This window comes from Streptomyces sp. NPDC057010, assembly GCF_042673805.1.
Lineage (GTDB): Bacteria > Actinomycetota > Actinomycetes > Streptomycetales > Streptomycetaceae > Streptomyces.
The window spans coordinates 19,393-41,559 of the sequence record NZ_JBHUSC010000048.1 but is presented as its reverse complement, the minus strand read 5'-3'; the positions used below and the strand labels follow the sequence as shown (position 1 = coordinate 41,559).

Here is a 22,167-nt window from a genome sequence, read left to right as displayed (position 1 = left end):
CTATTTGTTCGGGTCGTCGTCGATGCCCAGCCGTCGTTCCATCTGCTGCTGGGCCTGGTCGACCTGGTCGGTGTACTTGTCACCGGTCCGCTGGTTGATCTGGCGCTCGGCGGCGTCGGACGCCTGCTTCGCCTGCTTGCCGTGGCCCTGCAGCATTTCCCTGGCCTTGTCGAAGATCCCCATACGAGGGCTCCCTTCCGTATCCCTTTGGGACGGTACGCCCGTTTGGGGGAGCTCGCTCGCCGAAGCCCGCCCTGAGCGAACAGCAGCGCTACGGAGTCCGCTTCCGGGCCCGGGCCGACGGCTCGTCGGACGGCACGGTCACACCGGACTGACCAGCGGGGCCGCGACCGTACAACGGTTGGGCACATCCCCTCACCAGCGGCCGGAAAGGCTTATACGCTTCGCTCCGCAAGCCTTTCCGCACGGCCCGTCAGGAGCAGCGATGCACGGCCCCGGCCTCCCGCCGCCGCAGCACGGTCACCAGCCCAGTTCCGGGGGCGTGGTGGCCCTGCGCGTGCTGTTCGCGCTGCTGCCCATTCTCAGCTGCGGCTTCCTCGCCTGGGCCACGATGCTGCGGCTCGCGCTGCTCACCCGCAAGACCGTCGACTGGGCGCTGCTCGTGATCAGCGGCGGGCTCTCCGTCGCGTGGGTCGTGCTGATCGGGCTCGACCCGACCGAGGACACCAGCGGCTGGCAGGGCAACACCGGGGCCGGCGGCACCCTCCTCACGGCCCTCGCGACCTGCGTGTACTTCCTCGTGGCCGACATCCGCCACTACGAGCTCCGGGCGGCCGGAGGGGCCCCGCCCGCGCCCTGGTACCCGGCGCAGCCCTCCCCGTACGCCCACCCGCAGCAGACGGCGCCCTCGTACGGGTACCCGCCCGCGCAGACCCCCGTGCCGCCGCAGGTCCCGCCGCAGCCGACCCCGCCCCCGCGCCTCGGGCAGGTCCGCGCCGAGCTCGACGAGCTCAGCGAACTGCTGCGCAGGCAGCCGCACCAGCCCCCGCAGCCCCCGCGGCCCGGCGGCCCGTACCAGGACCCGAACGACACCCCGATCCAGGACCTCAATCAGTGACCGACCGGCTCATCGGCGACCGCTACCAGCTCGCCACCATCCTCGGCCAGGGCGGCATGGGCCAGGTCTGGACGGCGTACGACCGGCGCCTGGACCGGCGGGTCGCCGTCAAACTGCTGCCCCCCGACAAGGTCGCGGGGCCCGGCACGGTCGCCGAGGAGCTGCGCCGCCGCTTCGTGCGCGAATGCCGGGTCACGGCGCAGGTCGACCACCCCGGCCTGGTCACCGTGCACGACGCCGGCAGCGACGGCGACGAGCTGTTCCTCGTCATGGGATACGTCGAGGGCTCCGACCTCGCCGACCACCTCGCCGAACACGACCCGTACCCCTGGCCGTGGGCGGTCGCGGTGGTCGCGCAGCTGTGCGCGGTGCTGTCGGCCGTGCACGCGGTGCCGATCGTGCACCGCGACCTCAAGCCGCGCAACGTGATGATCCGCCCGGACGGCACCGTCCTGGTCCTGGACCTCGGTGTCGCCTCGGTGATGGACACCGACACCACCCGCCTCACGAGCACCGGCTCGCCCATCGGCAGTCCGGCGTACATGGCGCCCGAGCAGGCCATGAGCGGCGCGGTCGGCCCGTACACCGACCTGTACGCGCTCGGCGTGCTGCTGTACGAACTCCTCAGCGGCAACGTCCCCTTCGCCGGCTCCACCGCGCTGGGCGTCCTGCACCGCCACCTCTACGAGCCCCCGGTCCCGGTGCGCCGGCTGCGCCCGGAGGTGCCCGCCGAGCTGGAGGCCGTCCTCCTGCGCCTCCTCGCCAAGGATCCGCAGGACCGGCCCGCCTCCGCGCAGGAGGTGTACGAGGCCCTCACCCCGCTGCTCCCGGCCCGCGGCAGCGCGGCCCCGACCGGCCCGCTCGACCCGACGCGCCCCTTCCTGCGCCCCCACGCCCCCTGGCCCGACCGGGCCACCGTCATCCCGCCCCGGCCGAGCACCCCGCCGACGGCGACTCCCGTGCCCCCGAAGCCGGACATCCCGGGCGCGGTGGACGAGGCCCGCAAGCTCCTGGACCAGGGCCGGCTCACCCAGGCCGTGGACATCCTGGGCGGCATCCTCCCGGCGGCAGCCGCCGAGCACGGCGAGCACTCCCCGGTCGTCCGCTCCCTGCGCAAGCAGTACGCGGCCACGCTGATGGACGACGGCCAGTACCGCCGCGCCCTGCCCGAACTGCGCCGCCTCGCCGACGAGTTCCCGGCCGGCGACCCGCAGGCCCTGCGCTTCCGCTACGACGCGGCCCAGTGCCTGGAACAGCTCGGCGAACCGGCCGCGGCCCTGGCGGAGTACCGCTCACTGCTCCCGCTCTTCGAGAACCACTACGCCAACCCGGACCCGGGCCTCCCCCTGGAGGTCCGCCGCCGCATAGCCCACCTGCTGCTCTCCCTCGGCGACCGCCCGGCGGCCCACGACACCCTGGCCCGCCTCCTGTTCGACGCCGAACGCCTCCACGGCCCGGCCCACCCCTTCCCGACCGAAATCCGCCGCACCCTCCAATGGCTGAGCCAGGTCCGCTGACCCGGCGGCCGCAACATCGGCCGAGCGCAGGTCAAGGGCGAACCCCTCGTCACGTACCGGGCGAGGCGATGGCCAGGCCGAGTGACTCCGCAGCCTTGAGCAGGCGCTGGTCGTACGTCACGAAGGTGAGCTGCTCGGCGCCCGGCTGGCCGGCCAGGAGCTGCGCGGTGGCGAGGTGGATCGAGTCGAGCGAGCGCAGCAGGGGGTCCGTGTACGCGGCGGCCGTTGCCCGTACAGCCTGGTCGATTTCCAGTCGGTACAGACGTGTCAGCGCGCCCGGCACGCCGGCCAGCGCCTGTGGAGTGGACCGGCGCAGGGCTCGCGGAACCTCGACCTCGACCAAGGAGGACGAGACCAGGGGCGTCTGCGGACGTTCGGCCAGCCAGGCCACCAGCTCGGCACTGCCGTGCTCCCGGCGGACCAGCTTCACGACGGCCGCGGAGTCGAGATAGATCACCAGCGCTCTTCGTCGCGCGCTGCGGCGAGTTCCGCGGCGGCATCCACCCCGGGGTCGCCCAGAACCGGCGGAAGGGGGAAGGTCCCGCCGGAAAGGGGCGCGGTGGCACGCCCCTCCGCGACGAGACGGTCGAGCAGGGACTGCGTCGGTGTGATGGGCACGAGCCGCGCGACGGCTGTTCCGCTCACGGTGACCTCCAAGGACTCACCGCGCTGCACTCGCGCGAGCACGGCGCTGGTGTGCTGGTTGAGTTCACGTACGGGGATGCGGTCCATGCTTCCAGCGTAGAACGTCGCGTTCTACGCTGGAAGGGTGCTTTCGCCCGAATGAGTGGCCTGGCTTCCCCCGCGGCGGCGGGCGAGGTGGAGGGCCAGCAGGACGGCCAGCGCCCCTCCCGCGACGGCCGTGCCCGGGGCGAGGCCCGGGGGGCGGAACGTGCAGGTGAGGTGGGTGGTGCCGGGGGTGAGGGGGAACGCGACCAGGCCCAGGTAGGAGGAGGCGGGGCGGTCGTTGCAGGTCCAGCCGGCGATGGCGGGGGTCGAGAGGACCGCCGTGCCCGCGGCGCCCGCGGGCAGGTCGGCGCGGACGTCCGAGGGGCCGACCCGGATCGAGGTGGCCGCCGAGGCGCGCAGGGCGGCGACCGCCGGGTCGAGCTTCGAGCGGTCCAGGCAGGACAGGGTCCAGCGGGGCGGCGCGGCCGCGTCGAAGACCAGCGGCGAGGAGGCGCCCCGGGAGGTGCCCAGGGGCTGGAGGGCCGCCCGGTTGCGCGGGGCGTTGCCGTTCAGCCGGAAGGCCGGGCCGTCGGCGAGGCGGGCGGTCGCGTTGTACTCCGGCGCCCACAGGTAGGCCTCGGTGCCCGCGCGGCAGACCCCGGGGGAGAGGGGGTCCTCGTACACCTTCGCGCCCAGCAGCAGCTCCTGGTTGGCGAAGGGGGACTCGCCGTAGGGGGCGGGCTCGCCCGGCGGGCGGGTCGTGACCAGCGGCGGGACCTCGGCGCGGCGGACCGTGCCGTCCGGCTGGAGACGGGCGCCGACCGCGAACAGGGCGTCGACCACCGGGTTGTCGATGCTCTGCACGTTGCGCCCGCGCGAGGTCCAGCCGGCGCCCAGCGCGACCATCGTGTCCGTGAACACCGCCGGGGTGTGGCTGCTGTAGTAGGCGCCGCCCTCCCCGCCCAGGAGCATCGGATCGTTGCCGGTCAGGGCCGGCCGGCTCGGGTCGGTGCGGTACGCCGGCCAGCCCTCGGCGCCCGAGAGGGCAGCGGAGCGAGCCGTGTGCGCCGGACCCCAGGACGGGTAGTCGTCGAGGCCGCCGAGCTTGCCCTTGTGGCCGTAGGCGGTGGTCGCGGCCGCCTGCCCGGCGAGTACGGCCGCCAGCACCGCGGCCGCCACCGGCACCAGGCGCCGGTGGCGCAGTGCCCACCAGGCCGCGCCCGCCGCGGCCAGGCCGCCGCCGAACAGCACGTACCCCCAGGACGTGGCGAGCGGACTGCCGAGCGACCACAGGGCCGCCGCGGCGAGCAGGCCCGCCCCCGCCGCCAGCGCCCGCGGCCCGGGCAGGCCCGCCGCCAGCCCGGTCCAGGCCGCGATCACCACGATCCCGGCGAGGACGAAGGTCTGCCGGTACGGGCTCCCGTTCGGCGTCGCGAAGAGGTGCCAGGCCAGGTGCGTCGGCGCCCACTGGAAGGAGAGCGCCACCGCCACCGTGAGCCCCGCCCACACCAGCCGGGTGCGTGCCGGCACCGCCCGGTGGAAGGGCAGCGCGGCCGCGAGCAGCAGCGTCCCGGTCCCCACGAAGACGGCGGGGGAGGAGAAGGAGTACGTCGCCGGCAGCAGCCGGGCGAAGAAGTCCGCCGAGGCGACGGGCCGGAACTCCTTGACCCAACCCGGGTAGGCCTGCGCCGAGCTGAGGAACAGCGGGGCGAGCACCGGAGCCGCGAGCGCGATCCCCAGCACGGTCGCCCCGGCCGCCCGGCCGATCACCCCGAGCCGGGCCCGGGCCCCCTCCCGGGTCAGCACCACCCGTACGAGCAGGACCAGCGCGGCGCCCAGCGTCGCCATGTAGGCGGTGTAGAAGTTCGCCGTCCAGCAGACGGCCACGACCAGCGGGGCGAGCAGCGGCCGCCGTCCGCGCAGCGCCCACTCGCCCGTCAGGCACAGCAGCGGGAAGGCGATCAGCCCGTCCAGCCACATCGGGTTGTAGGAGGCCTCGATCACCGACCAGCCGCACAGCGCGTACGAGGCCCCGAGCAGCCCCGCCGCCCACCAGGCTCCGCGCCGCTGCGTGCGCAGCAGCCAGGCCATGGCCGCCGCGGCGAGCGCGGTCTTGAGCACGGTGACGACGTACACCGCGAGGTCCACGTCCGCCCGCGGGAACAGCCCGACGAGCACCGAGAGCGGGCTCGTCAGGTAGGTGCCCAGGTCGGGCAGGAAGCTCGTGCCGTAGCCGGACTGCCAGTTGAACAGCAGCCCGCCCTCCGCGCGGCCGTGCAGGAGGTCCCACAGGTGCGCGTGGAACGGCACGAACTGATTGCCGAGGTCGTTGATGCTGCGGTGGCGCGGCCCGTACGGGAAGACGCGGGCGACGGCGTCCCCGGCGCACACGGCCACCGCCGTGAGCAGGGCGGCGAGCCCCGAGCCGAGCAGGCTCGGGCGGCGCAGTGCGCTGCGCGGAGAGCGGTGCGGTGTCGACATGGTGGGCCGACCCTGGCAGCACCGGAGGAAGCGATGGTGGCCACAGGGTGAACGCGCACCCCAACACCCCGGGAATCGTTGGTCGAACCGGTGGCCCGCACCACCGTGACCTCATACCATCGATCATCGCAAGGCCCTTGTGCACCGACGCACAATCTCCCGGCCCTGGAGGCTCCTTTGCACCGTCGCACAGCGCTCTCCGTCTCCGCCGCCCTGCTCCTGGCGGCCCCCCTGCTGTCCGCCTGCTCGGGCGGGACCCGGCCCGGCACCGCGGCCGTCGTCGGCGGTGAACGGATCACCACCTCCGCGCTCCAGGCCCAGGTCAACGACGTCCGCGCCGCGCAGAACCGTTCCGGGCAGTCCGCGGCCGAGCTGATCGCGAGCACCCCGAACCTGGAGCGGCAGAAGCTGGACTCGATGCTCCAGAGCCGCGTCATCGACAAGATGGCCGCGACCGCCGGGATCACCGTCTCGGAGAAGGAGATCGAGGACGAGCGCAAGGCGTACGTCGACGACAACAACGGGGCCGAGCAGTTCGAGGCGCTGCTGCTGCAGAAGGGCGCCATGGCCCCCGGCCAGGTCGACCGCTTCCTGCGCGACCGCGTCCTGCTGACGAAGCTGACCGCCAAGTACGGCAACGGGAAGCTGGAGGAGCCGGCCCGGGCGGCCGCGAAGGCGCTGCACATCGAGGTCAACCCGCGCTACGGCGCCTGGGACGTCAAGCAGATCAAGCTCGGCGCCGGGGAGACCCCCTGGATCACCCAGCGCACCCGGCCCGAGCAGGCACCCGCCGGAGCGTGACGCCGCCGCCCGGAGGTAGGTTCGGAGGGTGACTGACCACGACCCCTCCCACGACACGTCCGTCGAGCCCACCGGCCGCATCGTCCTGCTGACCACCAGCCACCGGGTCGCCCCCGGCGTGCTGTCCTGGCCCGCGTGGCAGACCCTGCGCGCCGCGGACCGGGTGCTGTGCGCCGACCCCGGCCACCCGCAGCTCCCGTACCTGCGGGAGGCGGGGGTGGAGGTCGAGCACGAGACCCCGGACGCCCACGAGCTGGTCGAGGCCTGCGCCGGCGGCCGGACGGTCGTGGTGCTCCCGTCGGGCGAGGGCGACCAGCGGCTCACCGACGGGCTGGCGCGCCTCGCAGGCTCGGGCCGGGTCTCGATGCCCGACCTGGAGCTGCTGCCCGGCTCCTACGACCTGCCCGGCGCGCGCCTGCTCGACCTGGTCCAGGTCATGGACCGGATCCGGCGCGAGTGCCCCTGGTCCTCCCGGCAGACCCACGAGGACCTGGTCAAGTACGGGATCGAGGAGGCGTACGAGCTCGTCGAGGCGATCGAGGCCGGTGACCGGGAAGAGCTGCGCGAGGAGCTCGGGGACGTCCTGCTCCAGGTCGTGTTCCACGCGCGGATCGCCGAGGAGGCCGAAGACCCAGACGAGGCGTTCTCCATCGACGACGTGGCGGGGACCCTGGTCCAGAAGCTGATCCACCGGCACCCGCACGTGTTCGGCGACGCCGAGGCGAACACCCCGGAAGAGGTCAAGGCGCACTGGCTGCGCACGAAGGCGGTCGAGAAGCAGCGCGACTCGGTGACCGACGGGATCCCGCTGGGCCAGCCGGGTCTCGCCCTCGCGGCCAAGCTCGCCGGACGGGCCCGTGCGGGCGGCGTGGCAGTGGAGCTGCCCCGCGGCGAGGGCATCGGGTACGAGCTGCTGGAGCTGGCGGCACGCGCCGAGGCGTCGGGGATCGACCCGGAAACGGCGCTGCGCGCGGCGGCTCGCGTCTACCGGGACGCGATCCGGGCCGCCGAGGGCGTCGGCGAGTAGCCCTCAGCGGTGCTGTTCTAGTACGGGCGCGGTGCGCGGCCCGAGGGGTTGTGCCAGTGCGGCGACGGGCGGTTCAGGAACCATTCGCCGAAGCCGAGGGGTCGGCCGCCCGGGCCGTGGCCCCTGCCGGCGGCGGGTACGGAGTCGTAGAAGATCCGGTCGGGGTGGGCGCCGAGCTCCTCCAGGAGGTGGGCGGTCTCCTCGATGAACTGCGGCGGCCCGCTGAGGTAGACGTCCTGGGCGGGCCACAGGCCCCGGTTGCTGAGCGCGGTGGCGAGCCGGTCGGTGGCCTGGTTGCGGTGCTGCCCGGGTGCGGGCGTGATGTAGGTGACGCCGAGCCAGCCGAGGGCGGCGGCGTACTCGTCGATGAGCGGGCGGTCGTAGAGGTAGGCGGCGTCCCGCGCGACCACGAAGAGCCGTACGTCCTGATCAGGGGGGTGGTCCGCGAGGTCCTCCAGCATGGCGCGGATCGGCGCCCAGCCGGTGCCCGCGGCGATGAGGCTGGCCGGCCGGTCCGTGCGGCGGAAGGTCAGCTGCCCGCCGGCGGCGCCGAGCCGCAGCAGGTCGCCCGGCCGGCTCTCGTCGACCAGGGCGGTGCTGAGCCGCCCCCGCTCGATCCGGCTGACGTGCAGGTCGATCGTGCCGTCGGGGCGCGGGGCGTTGCCGATCGAGTACGTGCGCCAGGTCGTCGGGACCCGGGCGCTGCTCACGCTCGTGTACTGGCCGGGGAGGTAGGGGAAGGGGGCGTGCGGTCTGAGGGTCAGGACGCCGATGTCCTGCCCGTACTGGAGGTGGCGGACCACCTCCGCGTCCCACCACGGCGGGTCCTCGCCGGTGGCGGCGCCGGCCATCATCGCGTCGGCGATCACCTGGTACGCCTCGGTCCAGGCCTTCTCCACCTGCGGGGTCCAGGCCTCGCCGGAGGTTTCGGCGAGGGCGGCGATCAGGCTGGTGCCCACGGCGGCGTAGTGCTCGGGGCCCGCCAGGAACTTGCGGTGGTCGCGCCCGAGGTCGCGTAGGTAGGGGACGAGGGTCTCGTTCTCCAGGTGGGCGATCACGTGTGTGAGCGCGGCGAAGAGCCGGTCGCGCTGACGCTCCATGTCCTCGGGGGAGGCCGGGAAGAGTTCACGGACTCCGGGGTTGTGCCAGAAGAGGTGGGAGTAGAAGTACTTGACCGCGTGTTCGGCCCGTCTCTCCACCACCGCGAAGCTGCTTTTCAAGATCCTCACATCCACAAAACCGAAAGTAGGAATGTCGGACAAGGTGAGGTCAAGCGATGGCGGATCTACGGACAGCCGCGACGAACGACCCATATGGGATGGGGGTCGTATGCCGGGATACGGTCATCCGGTGCACGAGCAGACTCCCGCATCCCCCGCCGACTCCCCTTCGCCCCAGGGTCCGACCCTCTTCGACTGGGAGTTCGCGACCGACCCCTACCCGGCCTACGCATGGCTGCGCGAGCACTCCCCGGTGCACCGCACCAAGCTCCCCAGCGGGGTCGAGGCCTGGCTGGTGACCCGGTACGCCGACGCCCGCCAGGCCCTCGCCGACCAGCGGCTCAGCAAGAATCCGGCGCACCACGCGGAGCCCGCCCACGCCAAGGGCAAGACGGGCATTCCGGGCGAGCGCAAGGCGGAGCTGATGACGCACCTGCTGAACATCGACCCGCCGGACCACACCCGGCTGCGGCGCCTGGTGTCGAAGGCGTTCACCCCGCGCAGGGTCGCCGAGTTCACCCCGCGGGTGCAGGCGCTCACCGACCACCTCATCGGGCAGTTCCAGGAGAAGGGGGAGGCGGACCTCATCCACGAGTTCGCCTTCCCGCTCCCCATCTACGCCATCTGCGAGATGCTCGGCGTACCGCGCGAGGACCAGGACGACTTCCGCGACTGGGCCGGGATGATGATCCGGCACGGCGGCGGTCCGCGCGGCGGAGTGGCCCGCTCGGTCAAGCAGATGCGCACCTACCTCGGCGAGCTCATCCACCGCAAAAGGGATGATCTGGGCGACGACCTGATCTCCGACCTGATCCGGGCGAGCGACCACGGAGACCACCTGACGGAGGGTGAGGCCACCGCCATGGCCTTCATCCTGCTCTTCGCCGGCTTCGAAACCACGGTCAATTTGATCGGTAATGGGCTGCATGCCCTGTTCATGAACCCGGATCAGCGCGAGCGCCTCCAGCTCTCGCTCGCCGCCGGTCAGAGCGCGCTGCTGGAGACCGGGATCGAGGAGCTGCTGCGCTACGACGGCCCCGTGGAGCTGGCCACCTGGCGGTTCGCCACCGAGCCGCTGACCCTCGGCGGGCAGCCGATCGCGGCCGGGGACCCGGTCCTGGTCGTCCTCGCGGCAGCCGACCGCGACCCGGCCCGGTTCGCCGATCCGGACACCCTCGACCTCGGGCGCACCGACAACCAGCACCTCGGATACGGGCACGGGATCCACTACTGCCTGGGCGCTCCGCTCGCACGACTTGAAGGACAGACGGCGCTTGCGACTTTGCTCACGCGTCTGCCGGATCTGGAACTCGCCGTTCCGCCGGAAGACCTGCGCTGGCGCGGCGGACTGATCATGCGTGGCCTGCGCACTCTCCCTGTGCGCTTCACACCCCGAAACATCTGAGCGCCGCCTGACCGGAAGTCAGTTCCCTGCCGAACTTGTGACATGCGTTCGAAGGCCGCTAGGTTCTGCCGTTACCCCGCCGTTATGCGAAAGGTGCAGCCTCATGCTTCCCGGGAACGGCCGCCACAGACGCCCCCGCCAGATCCCCGCGATCGTCGTCACCGCCGGAGTCACCGGCTCCGCGCTGGCCCTGCCGCTGCTCGCCGCCACAAGCGCGAGCGCGGCGGACACCTCGACGTGGGACAAGGTCGCCGAATGCGAGAGCGGCGGCACGTGGACCGCCAACTCCGGCAGCGGATCGTACGGCGGACTCCAGTTCACGCAGGAGGAGTGGCAGGCCGCCGGCGGGCTCGACTTCGCCAAGCGCGCCGACCTCGCGAGCCGGTCGCAGCAGATAGCCGTCGCCGAGCGCGTACTCGCTTCGCAGGGAACGCAGGCGTGGTCGCTGTGCGCGGCATCGGCCGGGCTGGACCAGCAGAGCCCCGCGGCCGCGGTGGACCCCGGCCTGCCGGGCGGCTCCCACTCCGTCACCCCCTCGCCCTCCCGTCCCGACGACGGCGTGCCCGTCACCGGACACGGCAAGCCGTCCACGGACTACGGGCAGCCGACCCCGGGCCCGTCCGAGAGCCCCTCCTTCGTGGTTCCCGACGGCCCCCTCGGCCCCTCGCTCGGACTGCCCGTCATGCCGTCGCCGGACGACCTCACCACGGACCCGACGCTTCCGGTGACCCCCGCGGACCCGACCGCCCCGACCACCCCGACCGTCCCCACCGTCCCGCCCGTCACCCCCGCCGACCCGACGGCCCCGGTGACCACGGATCCGGTGGACCCCACCGCCCCGCCGCTCACCCCGGCCGACCCGACGGCGCCCGCGACGCCCGGCGTCACGCCCGGCCCGACGGCCCCCGGCGCCTCCGCCGAACCCACCTCCCCCGCCGCCCCGTCGGCCACCCCGGCCGAGGGCACGGGCAAGCACCGCGGAGCACCCGCCGCCGAGGCGCCGGCCGTCTCTGATGCCCCGTCGGAGCCCAAGTACACGGTGCAGGAGGGCGACAGCCTCGCCGCCATCGCGGATGCCAAGGGGGTCAAGGGCGGCTGGAGCGCGCTGTACCAGGCCAACGAGCAGGTCATCGGCCAGGACGCCAACCTGATCAAGCCCGGCCAGAACCTGGATCTAACCGCAAAATAAGGGCACTTCGGGCATCCGGAAAGACTTGATTGTCCGTTTTCTGTAAGTGAGACATGTGTCTCTTCCGGTCAACTGGCGTGTCACCCCTCGGGGATTCTGCAAACCCTGTCCTCACCTGCGCAAACGTGCGTAAGTGGAACGCAAGTAGGGGCCGTTTCCCCCCGATGTCGCTTGTTGAACATCGGGGGGAGGCCTGTCTACCTTCTGAATCGCCCGCCACCGCGGGCTCCTTCGACCGCATCGCCGAATCCTGCCGGCGGACGGGGGGAACAGTCGTCGCGTCAAGCGCCGAAGGCAGGAGCGGGGGAACCAAGGTAGGCGCCGGGAGCGGCCGTTGAGAGACGGTCACGCCACCGGCTAGGGGTTAAGCCGTGCGCTAGGTCGCACGACCGGGCAACTCATCCGCCCGAACCCGACAGCTCACCTCGTAGGCGTCGGTGAGGAGAAACCTCATGCTGCTTTCCGGCAAGGGCAAGCACCGCCGCGCCTCCAAGGCGACCCGCATCGTCACGCTCGCCGGTGTCGCCGGTGTGGCCGTCGCCGCGCCCCTGATGGCCGCGAGCTCCGCCTCGGCCGCCACGGCGGGCGAGTGGGACCGCGTCGCGCAGTGCGAGTCCGGTGGCAACTGGGCCATCAACACCGGCAACGGCTACTACGGCGGCCTGCAGTTCTCGGCCTCGACGTGGGCCGCGTACGGCGGCAAGGCGTACGCCCCGCAGGCCAACCAGGCTTCCAAGTCCCAGCAGATAGCCATCGCCGAGAAGGTCCTCAAGGGCCAGGGCAAGGGTGCCTGGCCGTCCTGCGGCGTCGGCCTGTCCAACTCCTCGTACGGCGGCGGCGCTCCCGAGGCCCCCTCCAAGCCGAAGACCGAGCCGAAGAAGACGGAGCAGAAGGCCGCTCCGAAGAAGACCGAGCAGAAGGCCGCGCCGAAGAAGGAGACCCAGCGCTCCGAGGCCGCCCCGACCACCCGCTCCGAGCGCGCCGAGGCCCCCAAGACCGGCAACGGCTCCTACGAGGTCAAGCCCGGCGACACCCTGGGCGCCATCGCCGACGCCAACGGCGTCAAGGGCGGCTGGGAGAAGCTCTTCGAGCTGAACAAGGACATCGTCTCCGACGCCGACCTGATCTTCCCCGGTCAGAAGCTGAAGCTCAGCTGAACACTGCGGCAATAGCCGCGCTCCCCACCGCCCGGCGCGTCTCCCCCCACGCGCCGGGCGGCGGCGTTTTGCCCGGTGGATACCCGACGATCAAGAGTCGTATGTCCTGGAAGCAAGGTATTCGGCCCCTTTTTCGTCCCAGGACGCGGGCGGTCGGCTGGCCGAGTGCCCGGAGCCGGTTAGGCTCTAGTCGGCGAGGCCATCCCACGGCCTGACGCCACCGCACACCCAGCGTCACATCCCAGAAGGAGATGCTCGTGCCGTCCATCGACGTCGTCGTAGCCCGGGAAATCCTGGACTCCCGAGGCAACCCCACGGTCGAGGTCGAGGTGGGCCTCGACGATGGCAGCACCGGCCGTGCTGCAGTTCCGTCCGGCGCCTCCACCGGTGCATTCGAGGCCATCGAGCTCCGTGACGGTGACCCCAACCGTTACATGGGCAAGGGTGTCGAGAAGGCCGTCCTCGCCGTCATCGAGCAGATCGGGCCGGAGCTCGTCGGCTACGACGCCACCGAGCAGCGCCTGATCGACCAGGCCATGTTCGACCTGGACGCCACCGACAACAAGGGCTCGCTCGGCGCCAACGCCATCCTCGGCGTCTCCCTCGCCGTCGCGCACGCCGCGTCCGAGGCCTCCGACCTCCCCCTCTTCCGCTACCTCGGCGGCCCGAACGCGCACCTGCTGCCCGTTCCGATGATGAACATCCTCAACGGTGGGTCGCACGCCGACTCCAACGTCGACATCCAGGAGTTCATGATCGCCCCGATCGGCGCGGAGTCCTTCTCCGAGGCGCTGCGCTGGGGTGCCGAGGTCTACCACACCCTCAAGAAGGTCCTGCACACCAAGGGCCTCTCCACCGGCCTGGGCGACGAGGGCGGCTTCGCCCCGAACCTGGAGTCCAACCGCGCCGCGCTCGACCTCATCGTCGAGGCCATCAAGCAGGCCGGCTACACCCCGGGCAAGGACATCGCGCTCGCGCTCGACGTCGCCGCGTCCGAGTTCTACAAGGACGGCAAGTACGAGTTCGAGGGCCAGTCCCGCTCGGCCGCCGAGATGACCGACTACTACGCCGAGCTCGTCGAGGCGTACCCGCTGGTCTCCATCGAGGACCCGCTGTTCGAGGACGACTGGGCCGGCTGGAAGACCGTCACCGACAAGCTGGGCTCCAAGGTCCAGATCGTCGGCGACGACCTCTTCGTCACCAACCCGGAGCGCCTGGCCCGCGGCATCGAGGAGGGCTCCGCGAACGCCCTGCTCGTGAAGGTGAACCAGATCGGTTCGCTGACCGAGACCCTCGACGCCGTCGAGATGGCCCAGCGCAACGGCTTCAAGTGCATGATGTCGCACCGTTCCGGTGAGACCGAGGACGTCACCATCGCCGACCTCGCCGTCGCCGTGAACTGCGGTCAGATCAAGACCGGCGCCCCGGCCCGCTCGGACCGCGTCGCCAAGTACAACCAGCTGCTGCGCATCGAGGAGATCCTCGACGACGCCGCCGTGTACGCGGGCCGCAGCGCCTTCCCGCGCTTCAAGGGCTGAGCCTTCGCCTAGCCTCCCTGCGTCCCCGCACTCGGTCCCGTACCGTGTGCGGGGACGTAGTGCGTAGTGCGTACAACAGGGGAGGCGGGATCAATGGCCGGGAACCGGGATCGGTTCTCCACCTTCTCGACCGCGACCAGGCTCAAGCAGCTCGGTGAGCGGACCGCCGCCCACGTCTACCGCTCGCAGTCGCGCCGCCAGGTCCGCCGCAGCCGGCTCACCGGCCGCGCCGCGCTCCTGGTGCTCGTGCTCTGTACGCTGGTCGTCGCCCTCGCGTATCCGATGCGCCAGTACGTGTCCCAGCGCTCGGAGATCGCGGAGCAGCAGCGGGCGGCCGCGGCCGCGCGGGACCGCCTTGAGCGGCTGCGCGACGAGAAGGCCCGCTGGCAGGACAACGCCTACGCCGAGCAGCAGGCGCGCAAACACCTGCACTTCCTCCGCCCGGGGGAGACCGGCTACATCATGACCGACCCCGGCGCGCAGGGCCCCGAGCGGCACCGGACCGGCCAGGCCGGCTCCGACCGCCCGTGGTACTCCAACGTCTGGGACGGCGTCGACAAGGCCGACCGCCCGGGCGACTGACCGGTACGACGACGCACCGCAGCACCCATCCACGAGAACGAAGAGACTTCCTCCAGGCATGCAGACGCCCCCGCCCCAGACCGACCGGACCGAGCCGACCGACGCGGACATCGAGGCGTTCGAGCAGCAGCTCGGCCGCCCGCCGCGCGGCCTGCGCGCCATCGCCCACCGCTGCCCCTGCGGCCAGCCGGACGTGGTGGAGACCGCCCCCCGGCTCCCCGACGGCACCCCCTTCCCGACGCTGTACTACCTGACGTGCCCGCGCGCGGCCTCCGCGATCGGCACGCTGGAGGCCAACGGCGTGATGAAGGAGATGCAGGCCCGCCTCGCCGAGGACCCGGAGCTGGCCGCCGCGTACCGGAAGGCGCACGAGGACTACATCCAGCGCCGCGACGCCATCGAGGTGCTCCAGGGCTTCCCGAGCGCCGGCGGGATGCCGGACCGGGTGAAGTGCCTGCACGTGCTGGTCGGTCACTCCCTGGCCGCGGGCCCGGGCGTGAACCCGTTCGGCGACGAGGCCCTGGCGATGCTGCCGGAGTGGTGGGCCAAGGGCGCCTGCGTCACCCCGTGCGCGGAGAAGGCGGAGAAGAAGGAGTCGGACGCATGACGAGGGTCGCGGGCATCGACTGCGGTACGAACTCCATCCGCCTGCTGGTCGCGGACTGCGACCCGGCCACGGGCGAGCTGGTCGAGCTGGACCGACGGATGATCATCGTCCGCCTCGGCCAGGGCGTGGACAAGACCGGCCGCCTCGCCCCCGAGGCCCTGGAGCGCACCTTCGCCGCCTGCCGCGAGTACGCGGCGGTCATCAAGGAGTTCGGCGCGGAGCGGATCCGCTTCGTGGCCACCTCCGCCTCCCGGGACGCCGAGAACCGGGACGAGTTCGTCCAGGGGGTCATGGACATCCTGGGCGTCGAGCCCGAGGTGATCTCCGGCGACCAGGAGGCCGAGTTCTCCTTCACCGGCGCCACCAAGGAACTCGTGACGCACGAGCACCTGGAGCGGCCGTTCCTGGTGGTGGACATCGGCGGCGGCTCGACGGAGTTCGTGGTCGGCGAGGACCACGTGCGCGCCGCCCGCTCGGTCGACGTGGGCTGCGTCCGGATGACCGAGCGCCACCTCGTCGTCGACGGGGCCGTCACCGACCCGCCGACCGAGGCGCAGATCGCCGCCATGCGGGCCGACATCGAGGCGGCGCTGGACCTGGCCGCCGAGACGGTCCCGCTCGGCGAGGCCCGCACCCTGGTGGGCCTGGCCGGCTCGGTGACCACGGTCGCCGCCATCGCCCTCGGTCTTGCGGAGTACGACTGGTCGGCGATCCACCACTCCCGGATCTCCTACGACCAGGTCCGCGAGATCAGCGAGCGGATGCTGACGGCCCCCCACGCCGAGCGCGCGGCGATCCCCGTGATGCACCCGGGCCGGGTGGACGTGATCGGCGCCGGCGCCCTGGTCCTCCTGGCGATCATGGAACGCATCGGCGCGTCCGAGGTCGTCGTCTCGGAGCACGACATCCTGGACGGCATCGCCTGGTCCGCTGCCTGAAGGGCCCTCGGAGGGGTCTGCGGGGGACTTTGGTCCCGTGATCCACAAGAAGTTCGTGAAGTTCTTCACAAAGGAAAGTGGCCTGATGGCGCGCGCGGAGGGCCTTTTGGGGGTCTCGCGAGGCCCTCAGGCCTCTTTTCCAAGGCGTTCGTACGAATAGCGGACGCAACCGGTTCCGCATCAGACGTATGGACAAGACCCGGTGGTCCAGTCCGGTTGAGGGCTTACGGGCCAGTTCAGGACGGGTGCACAACGACTCCCGTTACACCGTGGTTCCCGTTGCGCACCATGACCTCCGTCACGTGGGCCGCGCAGTGTAGCAGAGGGTCTCCGACTGCTTGTGAAGGGGCTCACGAGCGGCACCCCTTTGGGTGCTGGATACTCGTTCCATGAGCACCACGGAGCGTCCCAGGATCCTCGTTGTAGGAGGTGGGTACGTAGGCCTGTACGCGGCCAAGCGGATCATGAAGAAGATGCGCTACGGCGAGGCGACCGTCACGGTCGTCGACCCCCGGTCGTACATGACCTACCAGCCCTTCCTCCCCGAAGTGGCCGCAGGCAGCATCTCGCCTCGGCACGTCGTCGTCCCGCTGCGACGCGTGCTGCCCAAGGCTGAGGTTCTCACCGGCCGGGTCACCAGCATCGACCAGGACCGCAAGGTCGCCGTCGTCACGCCGCTCGTCGGCGAGGCGTACGAGCTGCCCTTCGACTACCTGGTGATCGCGCTCGGCGCCGTCTCCCGCACCTTCCCGATCCCCGGCCTCGCCGAACAGGGCATCGGCATGAAGGGCGTCGAAGAGGGCATCGGCCTGCGCAACCACGTCCTCGAGCAGCTCGACAAGGCCGAGTCCACGACGGACGAGGACGTCCGCCGCAAGGCCCTCACCTTCGTCTTCGTCGGCGGCGGCTTCGCCGGCGCCGAGACGATCGGCGAGGTCGAGGACATGGCCCGCGACGCCGCGAAGTACTACGCCACGATCAAGCGCGAGGACATGCGCTTCATCCTGGTCGACGCGGCCGACAAGATCCTTCCCGAGGTCGGGCCCAAGCTCGGCACCTGGGGCAAGGAGCACCTCGAGTCCCGCGGCATCGAGATCTACCTCAACACGTCGATGGACTCCTGCGTGGACGGCCACGTGGTGCTGAAGAACGGCCTCGAGGTCGACTCCAACACCATCGTGTGGACCGCGGGCGTCAAGCCCAACCCGGTGCTGTCCCGCTACGGCCTGCCGCTGGGCCCGCGCGGCCACGTCGACGCCGAGCCCACCCTCCAGGTCAAGGGCACGGACTACATCTGGACCGCCGGCGACAACGCCCAGGTTCCCGACATCGCCGCCCGCAAGGCCGGCGTCGAGAACGCCTGGTGCCCGCCGAACGCCCAGCACGCGCTGCGCCAGGCCAAGGTCCTCGGCGACAACGTCATCTCCGGCATGCGGGGCTTCCCGCAGCACCCGTACTCGCACTCCAACAAGGGTGCGGTGGCAGGCCTCGGCCTCCACAAGGGCGTCGCGATGATCGTCATGGGCAAGATGAAGATCAAGCTCAAGGGCCGGCTCGCCTGGTACATGCACCGTGGCTACCACGGCATGGCCATGCCGACCTGGAACCGCAAGATCCGCGTCTTCGCCGACTGGACCCTCGGCATGTTCCTCAAGCGCGAGGTCGTCTCGCTGGGTGCTCTGGAGACCCCGCGCGAGGAGTTCTACGAGGCCGCCAAGCCGGCCCCGGCTCCGGCCGCCGCCGCGGCACCGGCCCAGAAGGCCAAGGCCTCCTGACCCGGCGCGAGCCGACAGGACCCTGAGCAGTACGAGCACGTCCCCGAAGGGGCCGCCCGCCATCCGTGGTGCGGGCGGCCCCTTCGGCATGCCGCGGGCCGGGAGTGGGTAGGTCGTTCCGTCGGAACTTATCGGAGGTGCCTACGATGACCGACGCCGCGCCGCGGCTGGCCGCACTCGCCGAGACCCTGCTGGGCGCCCCCCTGCCCGTCCGCATACGGGCCTGGGACGGCACCGAGGCGGGCCCGCCCACCGGCCCCACGCTGGTGCTGAAACACCGGCGCGCGCTGCGCCGCGTCCTGTGGAGGCCGGGCGAGCTCGGCCTGGCCCGCGCCTGGGTCGCCGGCGACCTGACCGTCGAGGGCGACCTGTTCGAGCTGCTGGACCGGGTCGCGGGACTCTTCTGGGAGCGGCCCGCCCCGGCCGCGGCGGCCGACTCCCCGCTCCCGCCGGCCAAGATCCTCGCGACGGGCCTGGCCCGGCTGCGCCCCCGCCTGCCCGACCGGTCCGCCGGCGACACCGGGACCGTCGCCCTGCTGCGCGATCCGCGGGGACGGGCCGCCGTACGCGAGCTGATCGCGCTGGCCAGGCCGTGGCCCGCGCCCGCGCCGCCGCCCGAGGAGGCGGCCCGCCGCGGCGGACCCCAGCACAGCAAGAACCGCGACCGGCAGGCCGTCAGCCACCACTACGACGTCGGCAACGAGTTCTACGAGCACGTCCTCGGCCCCTCCATGGTGTACTCCTGCGCCTACTGGAGCCCCGGCACCACCCTGGAGCAGGCCCAGCGGGACAAGCTCGACCTGGTGTGCCGCAAGCTCGCCCTCACGCCCGGCACCCGGCTCCTCGACGTCGGCTGCGGCTGGGGCTCCATGGCCCTGCACGCGGCCCGCGAGTACGGGGTCCAGGTCACCGGCATCACGCTCTCGCGCGAGCAGGCCGCCTACGCCCGCAAGCGCGTCGCGGAGGAGGGCCTGGCCGACCGGATCGAGATCCGGGTCCAGGACTACCGGGACGTCAAGGACGGGCCGTACGGGGCGATTTCCTCGATCGGCATGGCCGAACACGTCGGCGCCGAGCGCTACCGCGAATACGCCCGCACCCTCCACGCGCTGCTGAGCCCCGGCGGCCGGCTGCTCAACCACCAGATCGCCCGGCCCCCGGAGCCCGACGAAGAGGCGTACCGGATCGACGAGTTCATCGACGCCTACGTCTTCCCCGACGGGGAGCTCTCCCCGCTCGGCACCACCGTCGGCGAGCTGGAGCGGGCCGGCTTCGAGGTCCGCGACGTGGAGGCGCTGCGCGAGCACTACGCCCTGACCCTGCGGGCCTGGGTGGCACGCCTGGAGGCCCACTGGGAGGAGGCCGTACGCCTCACCTCGCCCGGGCGGGCGCGCGTCTGGCTGCTCTACATGGCCGCCTCCGCGCTCGGCTTCGAGCACGGCCGCCTCGGCGTCAACCAGGTGCTGGCGGTCCGGCCGGCCGACGGCGGGGCCTCGGGGCTGCCGCTGCGGACGCGCACCTGGGGCACGTGACCCCGTACGGCAGCGGGAAGGGCCCCGGGGCGTGCGCCCCGGGGCCCTTCCGTGTCCGTGAACCGCGCCGCCGCTACTCGGTCTTGATGGCGGTCAGCATGTTCAGCCGGGCGGCGCTGCGGGCGGGCCACATGGCGGCCAGCACGCCCACCACGCCCGCGAGCAGCAGGAAGATGCCGATCCGGTCCCACGGCAGGACCAGCGCGTAGTTCGGGACCGCCTTGGCGAGGGTGGTGCCGATCGCCCAGGCGAGGAAGACGCCGATGGCGACACCGAGGACCGCGCCGAACAGCGAGATCACCACGGCCTCCAGGCGGATCATGTTCTTGACCCGGCTCCGGTCGAGGCCGATCGCCCGCAGCATGCCGATCTCCTGGGTCCGCTCGAAGACGGACATCGCCAGGGTGTTGACCACGCCGAGCACCGAGATGATCAGCGCCATGCCGAGCAGGCCGTACATGATGTTCAGCATCAGGTTGATCATGCCGCCCATCTCGTTGCGCATGTCCTGCTGCGTGGCGACCTTCATCGCCGGGTTCTTGCCGAGGGCGTCGACGACGGCCTGCTGGTTCGCCTTGGAGGCGCCGCCGGCGGTGTTGACGTAGACCTCGCGGATGTACTGGTCGTCGCTGTGCGCGGCGAGGATCCTGTTGTCGAGGACGTAGGGGGACAGCAGGCCCTCGAGGTCCTTGAAGACACCGCCCACCTTGAGCGTGGCCTTCTGGCCGTCGTCGTACTGGACCTGGAGCGCGGAGCCGACGGTGAGGTTCTTCTCCTTGGCGGTCTTCTCGGCGACGAGGACCTCGCCCTTGCCGAGGGAGTCCACCGAGCCGCTGACCGTCTCGATGTTCAGCAGCTTGCCGATGCCGGCCGGGTTGACGCCCGAGGCGGAGCGGAAGCTGTCGCCGATCTTCAGGAAGCCGGCGGCCTGCTCGGAGACCGCCTTGACGGCGGGGTCCTTGGCGAGGGTCTCGGCGACCGACTTGTCCAGGGGCATGCCGTCGGCGGCCATGGAGACCTTGTAGTCGGCCTTGAGCTTGTCGGTGCTCATCCGGTCGACGGCCTTGCCCATCGTGATGCCGAGCACCGACAGGGAGGTGACCAGGGTCAGGCCGATCGCCAGGGAGGCGGCGGTGACGGCGGTGCGGCGCGGGTTGCGCACCGCGTTCTGGGCGGCCAGCTTGCCGGGGACGCCGAAGACCTTCTGCAGGGCGGGGCGGACCGCGGCGATGACCGGCTTGGACAGCATCGGCAGGATCACGATCAGGCCGATGAGCATGAAGAACGCGCCGGCGCCGATGACCATGCGGCCGTCGCCGCCCATGGAGACGCCGAGCATGACCACGCCGATGCCGATGAGGCTGATGACCGAACCGAGGATGTTGCGGACCACCAGGGACTTGGCAGTGGCCGGCAGGTGCGCGCTGCCCATGGCGGCGACCGGGGAGATCCGGCCGGTGCGCCAGGCCGGCAGCAGGGCGGCGAGGGTGGTGACGAGGATGCCGATGACCAGGGCCGCGATGACGGTGCCCGGGGCGATCACGAGGTCGCCGGCCGGCAGCTTGGCGCCGAAGGCCTCGATCGCGGAGCGCATGCCGATCGCGAGGCCCACGCCGCTGAGCAGGCCGACCGCCGCGGAGACGACGCCGACGAGGAGGGCTTCGGCGAGCACCGAGCGCATGACCTGGCCGCGGTTGGCGCCGACGGCGCGCAGCAGGGCCAGTTCCCTGGTGCGCTGGGTGACCAGCATGGTGAAGGTGTTGTAGATCAGGAAGATGCCGACGAAGAGCGCGATGCCCGCGAAGGCGAGGAGCATCTGGTTCATGCTGCTCATCCCCTTCTCCACGTCCTTGGCCTGTTCCCGGGCGAGCTCGGCACCGGTCTGAGCCTTGGTGTTCCTGGAGTCGAGCAGCGGCTTGATCTCGGCGAGCAGCCGGTCGGCGGAGGTGCCGGCCTTGGCGGCGACGGAGAGCTCCTCGTAGTAGCCGGGCTTGAGGTACAGCTCCTGGGCGACGGCGGTGTCGAAGAGGACCAGGCTGCCGCCCGCGCTGACCGCGCCGTCCTCGGTGGTGAAGACGCCGGAGAGGGTGTACTCCTTCACCGGGCCGTTGGTGGCGACGCGGACCTTGTCGCCGACCTTGTACCTGCCGGTGACGGCGGTCGCCTTGTCGAGCGCGATCTGGTCGGCCTTGGCCGGGCCGCTGCCCTCGGTGAAGGTGTAGCGCGGGTCCTTGCCGTCCTTGACGGGGGCGTAGTTGGCGCCCTTGTTGGACCAGCCGGAGCCGATCAGCTCGCCCTTGTCGTCACCGACGCCCGCGAAGCCGGAGACGCGGCCGGAGACGGAGTCCACGCCGGCCAGCGCCTTGACCTTGTCGAGGGTCTGCCGGCTGATGCCCGGCTCGCCCTCCTTCTGGCCGTCGTCGTTGCGGCCCTGGCCGTACGAGGTCACGGAGACGGCGACGCCCTCGTAGCTCTTGGCGGACTGGCTGGACAGGGCCTTGCTGAGGGTGTCGGTGAAGACGAGGGTGCCGGAGACGAACGCGACGCCGAGGACGACGGCGAGCACCGTCATCAGCAGCCTGGCCTTGTGCGCGAGGACGTTGCGCAGGGCGGTACGGAACATGGGGGTATCTGTCCTGGGGCTGGCTGGA

General features: G+C 71.8%; 19 protein-coding genes and 1 riboswitch. Of the genes, 13 read left to right on the top strand and 6 right to left on the bottom strand.

The window, feature by feature from the left end:
* Nucleotides 1–183 carry an antitoxin gene (locus ACFTXQ_RS29300; protein ID WP_382646241.1) on the bottom strand — a complete coding sequence of 61 codons (183 nt, stop codon included), beginning with the start codon at nucleotides 181–183 and terminating at the stop codon, nucleotides 1–3.
* A gap of 262 nt (nucleotides 184–445) precedes the next feature.
* On the opposite strand from ACFTXQ_RS29300, the gene ACFTXQ_RS29295 reads away from it, so the two are divergent.
* Nucleotides 446–1,078, top strand: a complete 633-nt coding sequence (locus tag ACFTXQ_RS29295) for a hypothetical protein (RefSeq protein ID WP_382646238.1) — start codon at nucleotides 446–448, stop codon at nucleotides 1,076–1,078.
* On the top strand, nucleotides 1,075–2,595 hold the full coding sequence (locus tag ACFTXQ_RS29290) for a protein kinase (protein ID WP_382646235.1): 1,521 nt from the start codon (nucleotides 1,075–1,077) through the stop codon (nucleotides 2,593–2,595). Before ACFTXQ_RS29295 ends, ACFTXQ_RS29290 begins: the two co-directional genes overlap by 4 nt.
* Nucleotides 2,596–2,644: 49 nt before the next feature.
* Here the strand turns inward: ACFTXQ_RS29290 and ACFTXQ_RS29285 are convergent, their stop codons facing one another.
* The 3 genes from ACFTXQ_RS29285 to ACFTXQ_RS29275 are packed head-to-tail and all read right to left on the bottom strand — an operon-like array spanning nucleotide 2,645 to nucleotide 5,745.
* Nucleotides 2,645–3,052 carry a type II toxin-antitoxin system VapC family toxin gene (locus tag ACFTXQ_RS29285; protein WP_382646232.1) on the bottom strand — a complete coding sequence of 136 codons (408 nt, stop codon included), beginning with the start codon at nucleotides 3,050–3,052 and terminating at the stop codon, nucleotides 2,645–2,647.
* Nucleotides 3,049–3,327 (bottom strand): type II toxin-antitoxin system Phd/YefM family antitoxin, encoded by a 279-nt coding sequence (locus ACFTXQ_RS29280; protein ID WP_382646230.1) that lies wholly within the window; start codon nucleotides 3,325–3,327, stop codon nucleotides 3,049–3,051. The genes ACFTXQ_RS29285 and ACFTXQ_RS29280 overlap by 4 nt, the downstream gene beginning before the upstream one ends.
* A gap of 24 nt (nucleotides 3,328–3,351) precedes the next feature.
* Nucleotides 3,352–5,745, bottom strand: a complete 2,394-nt coding sequence (locus tag ACFTXQ_RS29275; RefSeq protein WP_382646227.1) for a YfhO family protein — start codon at nucleotides 5,743–5,745, stop codon at nucleotides 3,352–3,354.
* A gap of 177 nt (nucleotides 5,746–5,922) precedes the next feature.
* Between ACFTXQ_RS29275 and ACFTXQ_RS29270 the strand changes: the two genes are divergently transcribed.
* Both ACFTXQ_RS29270 and ACFTXQ_RS29265 read left to right on the top strand, forming a co-directional pair.
* Complete coding sequence (locus ACFTXQ_RS29270) at nucleotides 5,923–6,546, top strand: SurA N-terminal domain-containing protein (RefSeq protein WP_382646224.1); 624 nt, start codon at nucleotides 5,923–5,925, stop codon at nucleotides 6,544–6,546.
* Between the two features lie 28 nt (nucleotides 6,547–6,574).
* Complete coding sequence (locus ACFTXQ_RS29265) at nucleotides 6,575–7,573, top strand: nucleoside triphosphate pyrophosphohydrolase (RefSeq protein WP_382646221.1); 999 nt, start codon at nucleotides 6,575–6,577, stop codon at nucleotides 7,571–7,573.
* A 17-nt stretch (nucleotides 7,574–7,590) separates the two neighbouring features.
* Here the strand turns inward: ACFTXQ_RS29265 and ACFTXQ_RS29260 are convergent, their stop codons facing one another.
* Nucleotides 7,591–8,802, bottom strand: a complete 1,212-nt coding sequence (locus ACFTXQ_RS29260) for a globin domain-containing protein (RefSeq protein WP_382646219.1) — start codon at nucleotides 8,800–8,802, stop codon at nucleotides 7,591–7,593.
* 121 nt (nucleotides 8,803–8,923) lie between these two features.
* Between ACFTXQ_RS29260 and ACFTXQ_RS29255 the strand changes: the two genes are divergently transcribed.
* The 9 genes from ACFTXQ_RS29255 to ACFTXQ_RS29215 all read left to right on the top strand — a co-directional run bounded on the left by ACFTXQ_RS29255 (nucleotide 8,924) and on the right by ACFTXQ_RS29215 (nucleotide 19,516).
* Nucleotides 8,924–10,198, top strand: coding sequence for a cytochrome P450 (locus ACFTXQ_RS29255; RefSeq protein WP_382646216.1), 1,275 nt, complete (start codon nucleotides 8,924–8,926; stop codon nucleotides 10,196–10,198).
* Nucleotides 10,199–10,301: 103 nt separating this feature from the next.
* The gene (locus ACFTXQ_RS29250; RefSeq protein WP_382646214.1) at nucleotides 10,302–11,387 is read left to right on the top strand and encodes a transglycosylase family protein; all 1,086 of its coding nucleotides are present in this window, start codon (nucleotides 10,302–10,304) and stop codon (nucleotides 11,385–11,387) included.
* Between the two features lie 276 nt (nucleotides 11,388–11,663).
* Nucleotides 11,664–11,836: riboswitch (cyclic di-AMP (ydaO/yuaA leader) on the top strand.
* Between the two features lie 3 nt (nucleotides 11,837–11,839).
* A complete protein-coding gene (locus ACFTXQ_RS29245; protein WP_382646211.1) occupies nucleotides 11,840–12,544 on the top strand; it encodes a transglycosylase family protein in 705 nt (234 codons plus the stop codon).
* Between the two features lie 251 nt (nucleotides 12,545–12,795).
* Nucleotides 12,796–14,082, top strand: coding sequence for a phosphopyruvate hydratase (gene eno / locus ACFTXQ_RS29240; protein WP_382646209.1), 1,287 nt, complete (start codon nucleotides 12,796–12,798; stop codon nucleotides 14,080–14,082).
* 93 nt (nucleotides 14,083–14,175) lie between these two features.
* Nucleotides 14,176–14,664, top strand: a complete 489-nt coding sequence (locus ACFTXQ_RS29235; protein WP_382646206.1) for a septum formation initiator family protein — start codon at nucleotides 14,176–14,178, stop codon at nucleotides 14,662–14,664.
* A gap of 58 nt (nucleotides 14,665–14,722) precedes the next feature.
* Nucleotides 14,723–15,271, top strand: coding sequence for a DUF501 domain-containing protein (locus ACFTXQ_RS29230; protein ID WP_382646203.1), 549 nt, complete (start codon nucleotides 14,723–14,725; stop codon nucleotides 15,269–15,271).
* Nucleotides 15,268–16,209, top strand: coding sequence for an exopolyphosphatase (locus ACFTXQ_RS29225; protein WP_382646200.1), 942 nt, complete (start codon nucleotides 15,268–15,270; stop codon nucleotides 16,207–16,209). The genes ACFTXQ_RS29230 and ACFTXQ_RS29225 overlap by 4 nt, the downstream gene beginning before the upstream one ends.
* A 389-nt stretch (nucleotides 16,210–16,598) precedes the next feature.
* Entirely contained in the window at nucleotides 16,599–17,984 is a 1,386-nt protein-coding gene (locus tag ACFTXQ_RS29220; RefSeq protein WP_382646198.1) for an NAD(P)/FAD-dependent oxidoreductase, read from the top strand.
* A 146-nt stretch (nucleotides 17,985–18,130) separates the two neighbouring features.
* Nucleotides 18,131–19,516 carry a class I SAM-dependent methyltransferase gene (locus ACFTXQ_RS29215; protein WP_382646196.1) on the top strand — a complete coding sequence of 462 codons (1,386 nt, stop codon included), beginning with the start codon at nucleotides 18,131–18,133 and terminating at the stop codon, nucleotides 19,514–19,516.
* Nucleotides 19,517–19,589: 73 nt separating this feature from the next.
* Here the strand turns inward: ACFTXQ_RS29215 and ACFTXQ_RS29210 are convergent, their stop codons facing one another.
* A complete protein-coding gene (locus ACFTXQ_RS29210) occupies nucleotides 19,590–22,139 on the bottom strand; it encodes an ABC transporter permease (protein WP_382646193.1) in 2,550 nt (849 codons plus the stop codon).
* Nucleotides 22,140–22,167 lie beyond the last annotated feature (28 nt).